Origin of the sequence: Nostoc sphaeroides, assembly GCF_003443655.1 — a bacterium.
Classification (GTDB): domain Bacteria; phylum Cyanobacteriota; class Cyanobacteriia; order Cyanobacteriales; family Nostocaceae; genus Nostoc; species Nostoc sphaeroides.
On record NZ_CP031941.1, the window covers coordinates 5,768,537 to 5,785,206 of the forward strand.

The 16,670-nt window shown below is 43.6% G+C and carries 16 protein-coding genes and 1 tRNA gene; 8 read left to right on the forward strand and 9 right to left on the reverse strand.

The window, feature by feature from the left end:
* The first annotated feature begins 554 nt into the window (after positions 1-554).
* Positions 555-974 (forward strand): BlaI/MecI/CopY family transcriptional regulator, encoded by a 420-nt coding sequence (locus D1367_RS25790; protein WP_118169357.1) that lies wholly within the window; start codon positions 555-557, stop codon positions 972-974.
* Positions 974-1,813: a M56 family metallopeptidase gene (locus D1367_RS25795; protein ID WP_118169359.1), complete on the forward strand. Its 840-nt coding sequence runs from the start codon at positions 974-976 to the stop codon at positions 1,811-1,813. The genes D1367_RS25790 and D1367_RS25795 overlap by 1 nt, the downstream gene beginning before the upstream one ends.
* A gap of 367 nt (positions 1,814-2,180) precedes the next feature.
* Here the strand turns inward: D1367_RS25795 and D1367_RS25800 are convergent, their stop codons facing one another.
* The 6 genes from D1367_RS25800 to D1367_RS25825 form a co-directional block, all read right to left on the reverse strand.
* Complete coding sequence (locus D1367_RS25800) at positions 2,181-2,363, reverse strand: hypothetical protein (protein WP_118169360.1); 183 nt, start codon at positions 2,361-2,363, stop codon at positions 2,181-2,183.
* Positions 2,364-2,449: 86 nt separating this feature from the next.
* A complete protein-coding gene (locus D1367_RS25805; RefSeq protein WP_220450982.1) occupies positions 2,450-3,625 on the reverse strand; it encodes an aminotransferase class V-fold PLP-dependent enzyme in 1,176 nt (391 codons plus the stop codon).
* Positions 3,626-3,649: 24 nt separating this feature from the next.
* A tRNA-Asn gene (locus D1367_RS25810) sits at positions 3,650-3,721 on the reverse strand.
* A gap of 143 nt (positions 3,722-3,864) precedes the next feature.
* Positions 3,865-4,416, reverse strand: coding sequence for an NYN domain-containing protein (locus D1367_RS25815; protein ID WP_118169364.1), 552 nt, complete (start codon positions 4,414-4,416; stop codon positions 3,865-3,867).
* A 324-nt stretch (positions 4,417-4,740) separates the two neighbouring features.
* On the reverse strand, positions 4,741-5,418 hold the full coding sequence (locus D1367_RS25820; protein WP_118169366.1) for an energy-coupling factor ABC transporter ATP-binding protein: 678 nt from the start codon (positions 5,416-5,418) through the stop codon (positions 4,741-4,743).
* 13 nt (positions 5,419-5,431) lie between these two features.
* Entirely contained in the window at positions 5,432-5,704 is a 273-nt protein-coding gene (locus tag D1367_RS25825; RefSeq protein ID WP_012410874.1) for a UPF0367 protein family, read from the reverse strand.
* Between the two features lie 379 nt (positions 5,705-6,083).
* Here D1367_RS25825 and psbD point away from each other — a divergent pair, with 379 nt between their 5' ends.
* The 6 genes from psbD (at position 6,084) to D1367_RS25855 (ending at position 14,005) form a co-directional block, all read left to right on the forward strand.
* A complete protein-coding gene (gene psbD, locus D1367_RS25830) occupies positions 6,084-7,139 on the forward strand; it encodes a photosystem II D2 protein (photosystem q(a) protein) (protein WP_118167756.1) in 1,056 nt (351 codons plus the stop codon).
* Positions 7,140-7,837: 698 nt separating this feature from the next.
* Positions 7,838-8,119, forward strand: a complete 282-nt coding sequence (locus D1367_RS25835) for a 4a-hydroxytetrahydrobiopterin dehydratase (RefSeq protein WP_118169367.1) — start codon at positions 7,838-7,840, stop codon at positions 8,117-8,119.
* A 761-nt stretch (positions 8,120-8,880) separates the two neighbouring features.
* Positions 8,881-10,635: an iron uptake porin gene (locus D1367_RS25840; protein WP_118169369.1), complete on the forward strand. Its 1,755-nt coding sequence runs from the start codon at positions 8,881-8,883 to the stop codon at positions 10,633-10,635.
* A gap of 675 nt (positions 10,636-11,310) precedes the next feature.
* Positions 11,311-12,273, forward strand: coding sequence for a cysteine synthase A (cysK, locus tag D1367_RS25845; protein WP_118169370.1), 963 nt, complete (start codon positions 11,311-11,313; stop codon positions 12,271-12,273).
* 15 nt (positions 12,274-12,288) lie between these two features.
* Entirely contained in the window at positions 12,289-12,990 is a 702-nt protein-coding gene (locus D1367_RS25850) for a J domain-containing protein (RefSeq protein WP_118169372.1), read from the forward strand.
* Between the two features lie 142 nt (positions 12,991-13,132).
* Positions 13,133-14,005 (forward strand): 6-carboxytetrahydropterin synthase, encoded by an 873-nt coding sequence (locus D1367_RS25855; RefSeq protein ID WP_118169374.1) that lies wholly within the window; start codon positions 13,133-13,135, stop codon positions 14,003-14,005.
* Between the two features lie 154 nt (positions 14,006-14,159).
* On the opposite strand, the gene D1367_RS25860 is transcribed toward D1367_RS25855, so the two are convergent.
* The 3 genes from D1367_RS25860 to D1367_RS25870 are packed head-to-tail and all read right to left on the reverse strand — an operon-like array spanning position 14,160 to position 16,662.
* Positions 14,160-14,717 carry a Uma2 family endonuclease gene (locus D1367_RS25860; protein ID WP_118169376.1) on the reverse strand — a complete coding sequence of 186 codons (558 nt, stop codon included), beginning with the start codon at positions 14,715-14,717 and terminating at the stop codon, positions 14,160-14,162.
* A 33-nt stretch (positions 14,718-14,750) separates the two neighbouring features.
* The gene (locus D1367_RS25865) at positions 14,751-15,746 is read right to left on the reverse strand and encodes a PrsW family intramembrane metalloprotease (RefSeq protein WP_118169378.1); all 996 of its coding nucleotides are present in this window, start codon (positions 15,744-15,746) and stop codon (positions 14,751-14,753) included.
* Complete coding sequence (locus D1367_RS25870; RefSeq protein ID WP_118169380.1) at positions 15,739-16,662, reverse strand: class I SAM-dependent methyltransferase; 924 nt, start codon at positions 16,660-16,662, stop codon at positions 15,739-15,741. The genes D1367_RS25865 and D1367_RS25870 overlap by 8 nt, the downstream gene beginning before the upstream one ends.
* Positions 16,663-16,670: the final 8 nt, after the last annotated feature.

Below are 16,670 nucleotides of genomic sequence, written 5' to 3' on the forward strand. Positions count from 1 at the left end.
CACTGATGCAAGCATACAGTGTAGGCTTCTCAGTGACTCCCGGTATCCCGTCGGACATTAACTGAGCTTTGTTTTGAGTCCACGAGATGCCCCTCCGCAGACTTTGAACAAGTACCAAAAAGTATGTTCTTGCCTTAACCGCTAGAATTTTACCCATTCACGGAGACGACACAAAAATGTCTATTCTTGAATGGAACCCCATATTCTAGATTGTCTAGGTTCAGTGTACAGCCAGCATTTTCGGCTTTGTCTGTACTTACCTATAATACCATTGATTGCGGTATTTCGGCTACGCTCAATACAAGTATTTGCCTTAAGAAATATAATGAATATGGGTCATGGTTCGACATAGTAATTAATTGTTCTGGCTACGCCAAAAAACATTAATTACTACCTCTCCCCACTCCCGCGCATTCATCCCACACTCCTAAAAGTGAGTATGGGGCAACTGAAGTTTTAGCTAAATGGGGAAAAAGTTACAGCTTCAAGGTCACAGCCCTAAAAAACGGATATATTCACTCATTCCCCACTCCCCATTCCCCATCAAAATCGCTATGGCACCTTTACCCGACTACCGCCCTAAACAACTATCTTTAGGCCCGTTGGAAGCAGAAATTTTAAATATCATCTGGGAACTTGGTTCAGCCACAGTCAAGGATGTACACGATCGCATCCTTGCCGATCCCAACCGCGAATTAGCGTATACTTCTGTCACCACCGTTTTACGTCGCCTCACTGATAAAGGTTGGCTAGCCTGCGATAAGAAAGAGCGGGCATTCTATTGGCGGCCAATGCTGAGTAAACAGCAATCAGATGTGATCAAAGCTCACGAGCAGTTACAGCGATTTTTAGCAGTGGGGAACCCCGATGTTATCGCAGCCTTTGCCGATAGCTTAGATGAAGCAGCCAGTGAGCAAATAGCAGCGATCGCCAAACGCATTCAATCTGCACGCCAAGCCAGGGAGGAAAAATGATGCATCTAATAATGATTTTGAATTCTTTGGCAGTTGCCTGGTGGTTAAGATCCGCTTGGAATCAACCCCAAGGTAGTTGGAGTTTGCGGTGGAGGCGATCGCTATTTTTGTTCCTCTTCCCACCCTTGCTAATTTTCATGACAGCGATCGCTGTGCTGTTCATGGGGCCTCAAGGACAAATGGGCGGAATGTATACAGGCTCAATTAGCTATTTACTAGCATTAATTTATTTGGCATTTTTTGCCATTTTATGCATTAAACTTGCCTTTCAGGGTTGGCAGTCTGTAGAATCTGCCCGTAACTGTCCTTTAGTGAATGTTGGCGATAGACGAGCCAGACTGCTGCAAACAGGCGCGTTGTTTGCAGGTCAAATCGGTTTTTGGCAACCAGAACTAGTGGTTAGTCAAGGATTAGTGCAAACTCTCTCACCTGCTCATTTAGAAAGCGTCTTAGCCCATGAGCAAGGGCATCATTATTATAGGGATACATTCTGGTTTTTCTGGCTGGGTTGGGTGCGTTCTTGCACAGCATGGTTGCCGAATACAGAGCCTTTGTGGGAAGAATTGTTAGCTTTGCGCGAACTACGTGCCGATGGTTATGCAGCATTGCAAGTAGACCCTCTGGTGCTAGCAGAATCACTTTTATTAGTAGTTAGTACCAGCCTAGTATCATCGGAAATTTGCTGTGCTGCATTAGGCTCCTCTGGTGTAGAGCGCTTAGAACAAAGAGTAGAAGCTTTATTAGCACCACCAGAAGCAACCCCAGAAGCTCAATTGCAATCCTGGCATGGCTTTCTGTTGGCGTTTTTACCTTTACTGACTGTGATATTTCATAGTTAAGTTGAATTAAATAAGCTACTACAGCACTAAATTGTGATGTTTGTAACGAAAATTATGATGTTTGTAACAAAATCATTGTGTTTGTAACAAAAATCATCTTGTTTGTAACGAAAATCGTAGTGTTACTAACAAAACTCGTAGTGTTTGTAACGAAACTTGTAGCGTTGGTAACGAAACTCGTAGTGTTGGTAACGAAACTCGTAGTGTTTGTAAAAAAAAGTAGTGATGTTTTTAACCACAGCTTCTGAGAAAGTGAGTAGACGCTTAACAGTACTAAGCTGATGTGCGCCTAAATTCTATAAACACTCTTTACGGTCGTTAACTGTTAACTGTTAGCTGTTGACGGTTAACGGTTATCAGTCATCAGTCATCGGTCATCAGCCTTCATGTAAATGTTCAAGTTAAATGCGTAACAGCTTAGTACAGCACGACTTGTAGGCTGATCGTCTATCATCCGAGATGCGATCGCGTATAATTCATCTTTACAACCGACAAACAGCCTGGGATCTTCAATCATCCCCGCAGCCACAAAAGGATCGATAAATATCACAAAGACGCGATACGCCGTCTCTACAAATCGGTCTTTTGTACAGACGGCGATTCATCGCGTCTCTTGCCTTAAACGTGGCATCTAGATTAACAGCACAACCCCTTTAGCACCCTTGCCAAATACTCATACTGCTCTAAAGTATTGTAAATCTGTGCCGAAATCCTTACCAACAGCCGAGGTTTTTCCTGCCACGGCATCACCTGCACTTGAATACCAAACTTATCAAACAACTCATCATGTATAGACATGAAATCGCGGTTTTCCAAAATCGCAGGCAATGGCACAACCGCCATTGAACCAATCATCTCCTCTGGACAAGGCGGCTGTACTTCCAGCGCTTCACAAAGTAGCCGTCTTCCCTGCAACACTAGCTGATGATTTTGCTGTCTCAATTCAGTCCATCCACCAGGTAGCAACGAACCCATAAAAGCGATCGCTTCTGGTACAGACATATAAGCTGTAGGATCGTCTGTACCTGTCCAGTCAAATTCCAACTGAAAGCGGCTTTTATCAGTCCGTGGCGAATTTGTCCCGTGGCTAATTGTCAGAGGACGAATTTCTAACTGTTTATCTCGTCGCACATACAAAAATGCTGTCCCTTTGGGCGCACACAGCCATTTATGACAATTCCCGGTGTAATAAGTTGCGCCAATCTCCCGCAAATCGAGAGAAATCATTCCAGGCGCATGTGCCCCATCTACCAATGTATCTACACCCCGTTGTTGCAACTCCCTCACCAACTCTTGAATCGGGAAGATTAACCCTGTCTGGCTGGTAACATGATCCAAAAGTGCTAATCGGGTTTTTGGTGAAACTCGCTCAATTACTGCTGCGATTACTTGCTGTGGCGAGTCAATGGGGAAAGGAATTTTTGCTACTACCACCCGCGCACCAGTGCGACTAGCAATAAAATCAAGTGCATTGCGGCAAGCATTATATTCGTGGTTGGTTGTAAGTATTTCATCCTCTGGTGAAAACGTCAGCGATCTTAACACTGAATTAACGCCAGTCGTCGCATTGGGGACAAATACCAAATCTTGGACGTCAGCACCCACAAACGCCGCTAGCTTAATTCTGGCATCGTCTAGCAGGGGTTCCCACTCCCTACCAAAAAAGCGTAAGGGTTCATGTTCTAGCTGCGATCGCAGTTTTTGTTGAAACTCCAGCACTTGTTTTGGACAAGCACCAAAAGATCCATGATTCAGAAACGTCACAGCCGAGTCAAGCGACCATAAACCTCTGACCGATAATCTAGAATCCAAAATTTAAAATCTAAAATTTATAAACTCCCCAGGCCGGATTCGAACCAGCGACCAATCGATTAACAGTCGATCGCTCTACCACTGAGCTACTGAGGACCACCCACGATTTATAATCTTAGAGCTAAAAATAGTATTTGGCAAGTACTTTCGCCAATATTTTTTTATATGCTTAATTTAAATAATTTTTGCAGCCAAAATCCATTCACCAGCTTAAGCAGAGACTTTTAAATACTAAATATCTACTGTAATCCCATTCGTAATTCAGCCAGACGCTGCCGGGACTTAGCATCAATGGCATTAGCTAAAAACCTACTCTTAGATTGTTTGCGCGGATGATACTTTTGTCGCATCCGGCAAACGGTAGCCTCCACTTCACCACAGAGTTGCTGTGCCGACAACCATTCAGCCCCATACCCTTGTATCATCAACTGCTGTGCCCGATCTGATGTAGCAACAATCACACGAGAAATCAAAGATTGGGCTATTTGGTGGCGAAAAGAAGCGCAGGATTTTTCAATATAAGTATCTGCTGTTTGCCCAAAATCAGTGTAATAAACAGACAAAAGCTCAGTAATAATTTCTTTATTACTAGAGCAATTCTGATATTGGGCATCAAAAACTATCTGAGTTGTGTAACCTTGAAACGCACTATAACCAGTCATCGCTTCCACAAGTTCGCCCCGTGCGGCCTCTAGTCCAACGCTATCACGCGTTTTTTTAAGGCAAGGCCAAGCGCCTATTATATTGTAGCCGTCCACTAACAAAACGGCTTGGAGTAAGGAACGGGGCATGGTTTTTAATCACAATTTTCTAGAGTTAACAAAATTCATTCATAAGTTTTATAATAATTGATGCATAGTATGTAACACTATGCTACACAGAATAAAAAATATGGCAGCCTAACAAAACTAAAACCTAAGACACACGGACAAACTTAAAACGCGCCTTTATTTAAAAGGCGCGTTGCAGTTCTTTTTCAGTAGTAATAAAAACGAAGAGTGCTGAGTTAAAAGACTACCTAATAAAGGGCAGAGTATGTACAGGTATGAAAGCCTGAGTACTTTTTACTTTACTCAGCACTGGCTCAACCATAGCTATCCGTTAACAGCACTAAATTAAGAGGCTTCGCTGTGTACCTCCATTAGACGTTGTTTGAGGCGTTGAGGTTCACCCCTATCTACCAGAGAGCCTTTTTCAAGCAAGAAAGCGCCATCACAGTAATTTAACTCGTCTAATCGATGTGTCACCCAAAGCGCTGTAATACCTCGACTTTTGACAAGGCGGCGCACACCAGCAACTAAATCCAACTGGCTATCTGGATCTAGTAAGGCAGTAGGTTCATCTAATAATAAGACTTCACAGCGACGGGCGATCGCACCAGCGATCGCTACTCGCTGTTTCTGTCCTCCAGAAAGTGCATAGATAGGGCGTCGTAGGAGAGTAAGCAAATTCACTGCTCCTAGCGCCTCCTCAACCCTTGCTCTAGTAGCAGCAGGTGGTAACTTTTCTTCCACCAATCCAAAAGCTACATCAGCACCAACCGTTGGCATCACCAATTGATGATCCGGATTTTGGAAGACAAAGCCAACGGGATGCAAAACTCGAATTTCCCCAGACTCAGGAGCTAATAGCCCCGCCAGCAGCCTAAGTAACGTTGATTTCCCGCTGCCATTTGTACCCAAGAGCATCCAAAACTCGCCCTTGGGTACTTCTAAAGAGCAAGATTTGATAACTTTCTCTCCATTAGGCCAATTGAAATTTAAATCCTTAACCTCAATGCCCACTTGAGCCATTTGTCAACCTTGGTTACTCAGCAGCTACAGCGAAAAAGCCAGGTGGCCTACCACCACCAGGGGTTGTACCATCTTTCTGAACAATCTGCACCCCAGAAATTTCACTAGCGCGGACAGCAATTTTTTTCTCTGTCTTGCCCTCGCACTTGAGTTCCACAATGTCAGGGTTACCAGAGCGGATTGCTGCCAAAATCAGCTGATAGACAGCCTCAGCATCCTCTGCTGACTTACGTTGTACAGAGATAGGGAAAGCAGTGTTTCTGATGCTTAAATCGATGGTAAACATTTAGCAATAATCAAATTTAACTGTGGACTCATTTTAGCGTCAGCTGACTGATTCTAGGGAAATGGGCATAAGAGGCAGAGGGGCGGGGTGCAGGGGGCAGGGGGGAAAACTCTTCTCCCTTGCTCCCACCTCCTAACTCCTAACTCCTAACTCTCAACTCCTAACTCTCACCTCCCACCTCATCTGAAACAAAAATTAATTTTTATTACAAAACCCCTAGAAAAATTAACGATTTACACCTAATATGATTAAAGGTGTGTAAAAAATTGTAAACTTGGTTAACAACCCGGTTAACTTTCTGCTTATGGAAGGCTTTTATATATAGCCATCTATAATACAGATACAACCTGTACTTATAAACATTTGGAGATTTGCTCTAATGACCATCGCAGTTGGACGCGCCCCTAGTAGAGGGTGGTTTGACGTTTTAGACGACTGGCTCAAGCGCGATCGCTTCGTATTCGTAGGTTGGTCAGGGATACTATTGTTCCCCTGCGCCTTCCTAGCACTAGGCGGTTGGCTGACCGGTACCACCTTCGTCAGCTCTTGGTACACTCACGGGTTAGCCTCGTCCTACCTAGAAGGCTGTAACTTCCTAACAGTGGCAGTATCCACCCCCGCCGACAGCATGGGACATTCCCTATTGCTGTTGTGGGGGCCAGAAGCCCAAGGCAACCTCACCCGTTGGTTTCAACTGGGTGGCTTGTGGCCATTCGTGGCTCTGCATGGAGCCTTTGGCTTGATTGGCTTCATGTTACGCCAATTTGAAATTGCCCGTCTAGTAGGTATCCGTCCTTACAACGCTCTCGCCTTCTCTGCTCCCATCGCAGTATTCGTCAGCGTCTTTTTGATGTATCCTTTGGGACAATCAAGCTGGTTCTTTGCACCCAGCTTTGGCGTAGCGGCAATTTTCCGCTTTCTACTATTCCTCCAAGGCTTCCACAACTGGACACTCAACCCCTTCCACATGATGGGTGTTGCTGGTGTATTGGGTGGTGCTTTGTTGTGCGCCATTCACGGTGCCACAGTCGAAAATACCTTGTTTGAAGACGGTGATGGTGCTAACACCTTCCGCGCCTTCAATCCAACCCAGTCTGAAGAAACCTACTCAATGGTGACGGCAAACCGTTTCTGGTCACAGATTTTCGGTATTGCCTTTTCAAACAAACGCTGGTTGCACTTCTTCATGTTGTTCGTGCCAGTCACAGGCTTATGGATGAGTGCCGTCGGCATCGTCGGTTTAGCACTCAACCTACGGGCTTATGATTTCGTCTCCCAAGAATTGCGGGCGGCGGAAGACCCTGAATTTGAAACCTTCTATACCAAAAACATTTTGCTGAATGAGGGTATCCGCGCTTGGATGGCTCCTCAAGATCAACCCCACGAACAATTTGTATTCCCTGAGGAAGTTCTACCTCGCGGTAACGCTCTCTAATATTGAAAGCTGACCACGACTTAAATCAGGGTTGTGGTTACCGAACTTTGACACTAACCAGATTAAATAATCTCTTTGGCATAAGCTAATAAAGTGTCAATATTTCCCATTCTCCAGTCATCTCCCGCCTTTTGGTGGGGGATTTTTTTATTTTTTGTATATCGTTAATATCTCTAAATTTATGTGTTATCTTAGATGAAGGTTATAAGCCCGGAGCAAATGCTCTGCCCTTTTGAGACTAAGACCGCTTAGGCAACAAGGAGGTGATGCCCATGATAGAAAGTAGTAAATGCATGGGTCATCAGGTTGCAGTTAGCCGGCTGTGTGCCGGGGCTGTTCTCTAAAAGTTAGCCTTAGTTATCTTTGAGATACTAAGTTAGCTCAACTAGCTAGGCAAGCTCGGAGTTCCTTCCGGCAGTCTGGTTGCAACCTGAAGACCCGCTAGACCGCTCTGAGATAGATTATCTGATCTAACTCAGAGCGGATAGTTTTTTGTGGGTAACTTTTTTAACTTTGATTAAAAATAAAAATATCTTGCATCAAACCTTGGGTTCGGTCTATTCATTAAGTCTGATTTAAATATACACACACGCATTATGCTCTAGTTGATCCTCGCATCCTTTCTCTATGGAGAATAAAAGGGATTTTATCTAATGAAATATATGTGGCCCAAATAATACAACTAGGAATTTTTTGATATGGCACAACTACTCACTGAGGCAGAAATTCAAGAAAGTGCAAAGGTTCTGTCAGGTTGGACTGTTGAAGGCTCCAACTTGGAGATTACCCGCACATTCAAGGATTTTATCCAAGCAATTGAGTTTGTGAATAAGCTGGTGGAGCCGGCTGAATCGGCAGGACATCATCCAGATATAGAGATTTCCTACAACAAAGTGAAGATTAGACTCACAACACATGATGCAGGTGGGCTGACGCAGGCTGACTTTGATGTGGCGCAGGCGATTTCCCAAATTAACTAAGGAATAAAAATTAAATAACATACATACAACTTATGTCTTTGGCTTATCTTACCCTCAATCCCTCTCCGATAGATTGGAGAGGGAAGCTAGATAGAGGATGAAATTTTGCATTTTATTTAATTGACGTTTTTAAGTGATTTCTTCTGAAATCTTGCACTAGGAAACTTAAATTTACCATGATGGCAGACGCAACGCGTAGCAAGCTTTAAGAATAGAACTACGGGTTTTGCTTTGGAACTGGCGGGTTTCAAAACCTTCATTCCTCAACTAGTGTTTGCGATCGCAATAGCAGATAAATTACGCTGCATGAAAGCTTTGCCTACATTAGTGTAGCTGAGTCAGTGTGTTTTAATTGCTGTGCGAATTTTAGTATAGCTAAGTGCAAGAAGGGATTTTTACTGAGAATCTGCTAAGTATCTCAGATTGGAGCAGTTTAGCCTACGTAGGTAGCGAGCGAATGCCCTAAAGCCTACTCTCTGCTTAGATATTTAGATAATTATGTGTGACAGTTCTTAAGGCGATCGCTCGAATCTTGCCATCTAGATCCAATGTTTTATAATGTTAGGATATGGAGATATGTTTTTGCATAAGTTAATCAGATAAGTTTTTAACCCTAAGTTAATCGTTTATTAGCTTTGCAAAAACTAAAATTGTAGTAGTGGCAACTATGCCTCATCCACAGGTTTCAATGAGATGTCGCATTTGTGAGAATTAGGTGCAACGAAACCAATTATCTAAACAAGGTGTGAGGAGTAGAGAAGATGTCTAATATATTGTGGAAATCCTTAGTGGTTAGCCCAGCAGTTTTGGGAGCAACATTGTTAGTTTCCGCAACAGCAATTGCGGCCCCAAACAAAACAACTGTTGTATCACCAGCCGCACAAGCAGGTGTAACTGAAGTTACCCAACAGCCAGAAATATTGGCTCAAACAACCATTGATCAAGTTAATCGCTACAGCAACGAAGGCAACCAAAATAACTCTCAGTCTCAAGTAACATCTGTTTCTCAATTTTCCGACGTACAACCCACCGACTGGGCATTCCAAGCATTGCAGTCCTTGGTTGAGCGCTATGGTTGTATTGCAGGTTACCCAAATGCTACTTATCGCGGTAATCGTGCTTTGACTCGTTATGAATTTGCTGCTGGTTTGAACGCCTGTTTGGATCGGGTTAACGAATTGATTGCCACAGCAACAGCTGACTTAGTTACTAAACAAGATTTAGCTACCTTACAACGGTTACAAGAAGAATTTTCGGCAGAATTGGCAACCCTACGCGGTCGCGTAGATTCCCTAGAAGCGCGGACTGCTGAATTGGAAGCTAATCAGTTCTCCACTACTACCAAACTAGTCGGTGAAGCTATTTTTGCTGTTAGTGATGCCTTTGGCGGTAACACTGGCGATGCTAATAATACTGTCTTCCAAAACAGAGTCCGTTTAGACTTACAAACCAGCTTCACTGGTAGAGACATTTTGCACACCCGTCTCGCAGCCGGTAATGCACAAGCCTTTTCACTAGTAGGTAACGGTGGTGTTGGTATCAACGGTGGTGTTGGTAATAGTGCTGAAGGCACACAAACATTTCAAGTTGGTGCTGGTACTGGTAACAACAGTGTCAGTATAGATCGTTTAACCTATGAAGCTCCCATAGGCCCAGCCCAAGTTTATCTTGCGGCAAGTGGTGGACGACACAGCCATTATGCTGCTGTTAACAACCCTTACTTTTTCGACCAAACTGACGGTGGGAATGGTGCTTTGTCTGCCTTTGCTTCTGAAAGTCCCATTTATCGTATTGGTGGCGGTGCAGGTATAGCGCTGAATCTACCTCTTGGTCAAGGTGGCGGCATTCTGGGAAATAGTTCAATAACTGCGGGTTACTTAGCATCGGAAGCTAATAATCCTGCTCTTAGTTCAGGTCTGACTAACGGCGACTATGCAGCTCTTGGACAGTTAAACTTTAGTGTTGGCGATCGCGTGGCTTTAGCTGCGACCTATGTTCACGCATATAATGGCGCAGGTGGCAATTTATTCGACTCAGGTACTGCATCAAACGTAAATACAAATACTGCTTTGGGAGCAAGATCTTTTGCAGTAGGTACTGAACAATCTAACACTTTACGAAATGCAGGTTCCAGCAACTCCTATGGTGTGTCGGCTGCCTTTAGACCCAGCAACAAGCTGTCAGTTAGTGGCTTCGTCTCTTACCACGATGTCACAGGCGGTGGTATTGATGATGATTATGAAGCTTGGTCATACGGCGCTGGTGTTGCTTTAGCTGATTTTGGTAAACAGGGTAACGTTCTAGGTTTCTTTGCTGGTGCACAGCCCTATTCCTTTAACCGGTTAGGTGTTGCTGCTGGTAATGATGTACCTTATCAATTTGAAGGCTTCTACAAGTATCGCGTGTCGGATAACATCTCTGTTACCCCTGGTGTAATTTGGTTGACCTCTCCTGGTCAAAATAGCGCTAACGACGATGCAATTATCGGTACGCTCAGAACAACTTTCAGCTTCTAGAGTGTTGACTATTCACCGACAATTTTGAACTCTATTTATCCCCGCCATCAGGCGGGGCTTTTTGTTTTCGCTAGCAACAATAAATATACACCAGTAATTAACCGGAGTATACTAGAAAAGTTAGGAGTGATGAGTTAAAAGTTCTGAGTTAATACCATTTCACTTTAATAATGATACAAATACTCTGGTAGGGGCAATGGCATTGCCCATTGGTGTCAACAAAAGCCTAGAAATAGCTTAACTGTTGGCTGACTCACCCGCCTGGAACTAAAGTTCTTTGGCTTTTAGCTAAAGTCTACTTAAGTAGACTAAAATTTTTGGGTATATATTTAGTCATAGATAGAAGACTTTTGCTATTAGCAAGGAACTTCAGTTCCTTGCGGAACATGACTTTTACGTTAAGTTGACACGTATGGGCAAAGACTTGCCCCTACAAGAAATCTATATGTATCAAGATTTTCGTGAATTGGTATAAGAATTAAAAACTTCTAACTCTGCCAGTTTTAGATTTTGGGGAAAGTCTAAGCGTCGCTTTCTGGCGAACAGAACTTTTCAAGAGGAATTTTGGATTGAATAAAAAATCTTACGGGAACAACAAAGCCGAACAGGACTGGACTTACCAATGACTATTGACTAATGGCAAATGACTTTTGACTAATAACTAAGGGCTAAATTATGCGAATTGCTCATAATATTACAGAACTGGTTGGTCGTACACCCCTGGTGCAGTTGAACCGCATTCCCCAAACAGAAGGATGTGTTGCAAAAATTGTGGTGAAACTGGAAAGTATGAACCCATCGGCATCAGTCAAAGATCGGATTGGGGTGAGTATGATTAACGCCGCCGAAGCAGAGGGACTGATTACTCCTGGGAAGACAATATTGGTAGAACCTACCTCTGGAAACACAGGGATTGCCTTGGCAATGGTAGCAGCAGCTAAAGGTTATCGGTTAATTTTGACAATGCCAGAGACAATGAGTGCGGAGCGACGGGCAATGTTGCGGGCTTATGGAGCAGAACTGGAACTAACGCCAGGGATGGAAGGCATGAGTGGGGCAATTGGGCGGGCGCAACAAATGGTTAATACGATGCCAAATACTTATATGTTGCAGCAGTTCCGCAATCCAGCTAATGCAAAAGTGCATCAGGAAACTACAGCTATTGAAATTTGGGAAGATACCGATGGACAAGTAGATATGATCGTTGCAGGGGTGGGTACAGGTGGTACGATCGCTGGTGTAGCAGAAGTGATTAAAGCACGCAAGCCTAGTTTTAAGGCGATCGCAGTTGAACCAGCCAATAGCCCAGTTTTATCTGGGGGACGGCCAGGGGCACACAAAATTCAAGGAATTGGGGCTGGGTTTATTCCCCAAGTTCTTAAGATAAAATTGATTGATGAAGTGATTACCGTCACCGATGAAGAAGCGATCGCTTATAGTCGGCGGTTGGCGAAAGAAGAAGGGCTACTATCTGGTATTTCCAGTGGAGCAGCTTTATGTGCAGCAATTCGCGTCGCCCAACGTCAAGAAAATAAGGGACGTTTAATTGTGATGATTCAGCCCAGTTTTGGTGAGAGGTATTTGAGTACACCGTTGTTCCAAGACCTGGAAACAAGGTTAGCCGCTAGCATCAGCTAACGATAAATTGAATTAATGGTCAATTCTAAGCACGTTTCTAACCATTACGAAACTCTCAAAGTTAGTCCAAGTGCAAGCCAAGCGGAGATTAAGCAAGCCTATCGCCGCTTGGTTAAGTTATTTCATCCTGACACTAATCAGGAAAGTGCCGATCAAGAGCAGATAATCCGCATCAATGCAGCTTATGAAGTCTTAGGCGACAACCAAAATCGCCGTGATTATGACCAACAACTGCAAGATGACTCTCAAAAATTAAATAGCGATCGCCAACAGCGTACAGCATCAGCACAAAAGCATTACCAGACAACACGAAAAACTGGACGCGATGTTGACGAGCAAGTTGAGGAATGGCTACGCCAAGTTTACCAACCAGTAAATCGCTTGCTTTGTACTATTCTCTATTCGTTAGAAGAACAAATGGAGCAATTAGCTGCTGATCCTTTTGATGATGAGTTGTTAGATGAATTTCAAGAATATTTAAAAGCCTGTCGAGATGACCTCAAGCAGGCACAAATTACTTTTCGCTCCCTACCGAATCCCCGTAGTTTAGCAAGAACAGCCGCTCACCTCTACTACAGCCTCGATCAAGTAGGAGATGGACTCGATGAATTAGGTTATTTTCCTTTGAACTACGATGAGCGTTATTTACACACGGGTCATGAACTATTTCGTATAGCTACAAGATTGCACTGTGAGGCACAAGCATCTGTTACATAGTCATTTGGCATGGTGCATTGATCGATTTGACCGGATGGCAAAGGATTAATGACAAATGACAAATGACACATAACTTAAGAATTAGTTTATGCTGGAAGCAGAGAAAGATTAAGAAATTTTAAATTCTGCTCATAGTGTACTCATGCAATGTATTGTTAACCGCCGCGCCCAGTTTTCGGCAAGTCATCGTTATTGGTTGCCAGAACTGAGTGAAGCTGAGAATATTGAGAAATTTGGTGCTTGCTCTAGATTTCCTGGACACGGGCATAATTATGTCTTATTTATTTCCCTAGCCGGGGAATTAGATGAATATGGCATGGTGCTGAACTTGTCTGATGTGAAACACGTAATTAAACGGGAAGTTACTAGTCAATTGGACTTCTCTTATCTCAACGATGCGTGGGCAGAATTTCAACAAACTCTGCCTACCACTGAGAATATTGCACGGATTATTTGGCAGCGACTAGCACCACACTTGCCTTTAGTCCGTGTACAGTTATTTGAACATCCTGAACTTTGGGCAGATTATACGGGAAACGAAATGGAAGCCTACCTCACTATCAGTACTCACTTTAGCGCCGCCCATCGGCTAGCTCATCCTAACCTCAGTAACGAAGAAAATACTGAAATTTATGGTAAGTGCGCTCGTCCTCACGGTCACGGACACAACTATCATTTAGAAGTCACTGTGAAAGGGGAAATTGACCCACGGACTGGCATGATTGTTGATTTAGGGGCTTTGAACCAAGTAATAGAAGATTATGTGGTTGAGCCATTCGATCATACCTTTTTAAACAAAGACATTTCTTACTTTGCTGAAGTTGTGCCCACTGCTGAGAATATCGCACTTTATATTAGTAATTTACTGCGATCGCCTATTCAAGAATTGGGAGCTAAACTTTACAAAGTGAAACTGATTGAAAGTCCCAACAACTCCTGCGAAATCTATTGTACTGAGTCTGAATCAAATTCAGTCAGCGCAGCCGCGAATCAGCCAGTATTGGCAAGCGTTTAGTTAGAAGTTAGGAGTTAGGAGTTAGGAGTTAAAAGTAGAGACGCGATTAATCGCGTCTGTACAAGAGTTAGGAGTTTTGTTTATCTCCTTGTCTCACTCATCTCCCCAATGCCCCATACTTCGACGCCGCTCAGTACAAGTGCCCAATGCCCAGCTAAAAAAGTTTACTAACTAAGCACTTGAAACCAGGTAGCAAAGGACTTGTTAACTCATCTTGACTAAATAAAGTAGCTGCTAACTTTAATGCAGCCTGTTCACGGCGATAAACCTCAACTTTCTTCTGTATAGAATCGCAAATCCAATATTCTTGAACCCCTTGCACCGAGTACAGCTTTAGCTTTGTTTCTTTGTCGCGTTTCTCGTTTTTTTCGCCGGGGGATAAAACCTCTACAACTAACTCCGGTGCGCCCGTGAGGTGTCCAGCTTCATCTAATAAGTTTTTTAAGCGTTCATGACTTGCCCATACCACATCAGGGATCACATTGTCAGAATCTGAGAAAATAATTCCAGGTGCGATCGCAGCTTTACCTAAATCAGTTTCATCTGACCAATTGTTAAGAACTGTAACAATATTGCCACAACTTGATTGATGATCCCAACTAGGTGATTTGGTCACAAATAGTTCTCCATCAATAATCTCATAGCGATTTCTGCGATCGCCAGCAAATAGTTCTAAATCAGCAGTCGTCCAACGCACTGGAGTTGTTTGCATAGAAACCCCCTAGCATTTTTCTTTCATCATATTTTAAAAATACCGACGACGAGCGGAATGTCGCAAATACCGATAAATGCCCCAAGCTAAAACTCCGAAAAAGAGATTTAGTGAAAAGCGACTAATTATAAACCACAAAATATCAGCATCAAAAAGCTTTGACGGACTCAAGGGACTAAGAATCCTGGCTAAGAGAAACAGCCCAAAAATAGCATTTCCACCCATTACGAGGGCAAACAGCGCTAAACTCCTCTGCCAGTAACGATGTTGCGGTGTATGGCCTGAAATCAGAGTAATGGCGGGTTTGCCTTGGACTTTTCGCAGTAATTGTTCTAGTCGCCAAAACATCCACAAGAGAAACGGGAATAAACCATAACTCAGGAAACCTAAAGGTAGTGAGTAACGCCAAGCACTTGATAAGACATTAACTAGGGCATGACAGATTACAGAATTTAGCCAAGCCCTAAAAATAAACTTTTTGTCTCGATTTAACCGAGTGTTAGAGGAAATATAGATTCCTAAAGCATATCCCCAAGGTGCAGAGAACATGGCGTGGACTGGCATACCGATAGTACGGTCTAGAATTGATGCTGTATCGTAGAAAAGGTAAATCCAATTCTCTTCGGCAGTGAATCCAAGGGCAACGGCTATGGTGAAGAGGAAAACGGTAGATGCAAATAATCGATACTTGCGTTGTAAATAGTAGATTGGGACAACAACTGCTACAAACTTGCAGCCTTCTTCAATTGGGCCTACTTCCAAAAGCTGCCGCAACGCTATTCCAGGGAGTGTTGAGGCGCAACGACTTGTCGGCAGACATAGCTTGATCTGATGCCAGTCTACAACCCTGTTGACTACAATTTCAAAAATCCATTCGAGACTAAGGGCTAAGATACCAGATATTGCACCGATGATAAAGAACATCAGCAACTTTAACAAAGGTGGGGCAAATGGCACTCTACAGTAGTAGTAGCCTAGCAGCAGCAAAGGTGGTATTGCTGCCCAAAGCAGTAGAGAAAAATCAACCACTCACCTGAGCGATCGCTGTGCGGTGACGGTGGGTATTATTAGTGATTGTGGGAGTTTGGAAACCTGCCTCAACAATAGCTTGCTCAATGTCCAAACCGAAATATTCATCTAAATACGGTTCTGTACTTTTGAGCAAAGTCAAAATGTAGGCTGGCATTTTTTGGTAAACTTCAGATTTTGGATTCATATCCATGATTGCCAAGTAGCCACCCGGACGCAGCAAGCGCCGCATTTCAGCTAAAATCTGTCGGGTTGGCGATTGGGGTAATTCGTGGCACATCAGGAAAATGGAAACTAAATCAAAAGAGGCATCAGGTAGCCCGGTAGATTCCGCTTGGGCATGAAGCCAGTTTATTTTAGCTTGACGTTGCCCAGCGCGGTAATTGGCAACGGCTAAGAAGTAGGGAGATAAGTCTAAGCCTGTAATTTTGGCATGGGGATAAACTGCTTGTAGGGCAAAACTGCTCAAGCCAACACTACACCCTACATCTAAGATGTCTTGCGGCTCATTGGGAATTTGACTTTTCAGGATATTGTGGTAACTTTGGCGCAGCATGGGATCGCCTTGGGCTTCTTCAGCGCCCTGCAAAATCTTAGCGTGGACAGCGTAAGCAGCAGGTTCTACCTCAAAAGCGGCTTGCCAACTGAGATTTCCGGTTTCGTAAGCATGGAATGAGGTGACGTAGTAATCGGGGTAGGAAAGCTGAGGATTTTCTACTTGAGCTAAATCAGCCTTCCAATCACGCGCTTGTAGAGTTTTGACTTCTTGCGTCCAAGGCACGCCAATTCTTTCGGCACGTTTAATCATCATTTGTCTAGCTTGGTGCTTGGCTAGGTTGGCTAAAGGTTTGATTGCCAGTACGCCATTTACCAAGCGGGAAGCGAAGCCAGGAGTAGTATTTACGGCAACGGTCATAAATTAGT

Coding starts and splice junctions, on each gene's coding strand:
- D1367_RS25795 (WP_118169359.1), top strand. CDS start 974: ATGCATCTAATAATGATTTTGAATTCTTTGGCAGTTGCCTGGTGGTTA.
- D1367_RS25850 (WP_118169372.1), top strand. CDS start 12,289: ATGGTCAATTCTAAGCACGTTTCTAACCATTACGAAACTCTCAAAGTT.
- D1367_RS25860 (WP_118169376.1), bottom strand. CDS start 14,717: ATGCAAACAACTCCAGTGCGTTGGACGACTGCTGATTTAGAACTATTT.
- D1367_RS25825 (WP_012410874.1), bottom strand. CDS start 5,704: ATGTTTACCATCGATTTAAGCATCAGAAACACTGCTTTCCCTATCTCT.
- D1367_RS25835 (WP_118169367.1), top strand. CDS start 7,838: ATGGCACAACTACTCACTGAGGCAGAAATTCAAGAAAGTGCAAAGGTT.
- D1367_RS25815 (WP_118169364.1), bottom strand. CDS start 4,416: ATGCCCCGTTCCTTACTCCAAGCCGTTTTGTTAGTGGACGGCTACAAT.
- D1367_RS25790 (WP_118169357.1), top strand. CDS start 555: ATGGCACCTTTACCCGACTACCGCCCTAAACAACTATCTTTAGGCCCG.
- D1367_RS25820 (WP_118169366.1), bottom strand. CDS start 5,418: ATGGCTCAAGTGGGCATTGAGGTTAAGGATTTAAATTTCAATTGGCCT.
- cysK (WP_118169370.1), top strand. CDS start 11,311: ATGCGAATTGCTCATAATATTACAGAACTGGTTGGTCGTACACCCCTG.
- psbD (WP_118167756.1), top strand. CDS start 6,084: ATGACCATCGCAGTTGGACGCGCCCCTAGTAGAGGGTGGTTTGACGTT.
- D1367_RS25840 (WP_118169369.1), top strand. CDS start 8,881: ATGTCTAATATATTGTGGAAATCCTTAGTGGTTAGCCCAGCAGTTTTG.
- D1367_RS25855 (WP_118169374.1), top strand. CDS start 13,133: ATGCAATGTATTGTTAACCGCCGCGCCCAGTTTTCGGCAAGTCATCGT.
- D1367_RS25870 (WP_118169380.1), bottom strand. CDS start 16,662: ATGACCGTTGCCGTAAATACTACTCCTGGCTTCGCTTCCCGCTTGGTA.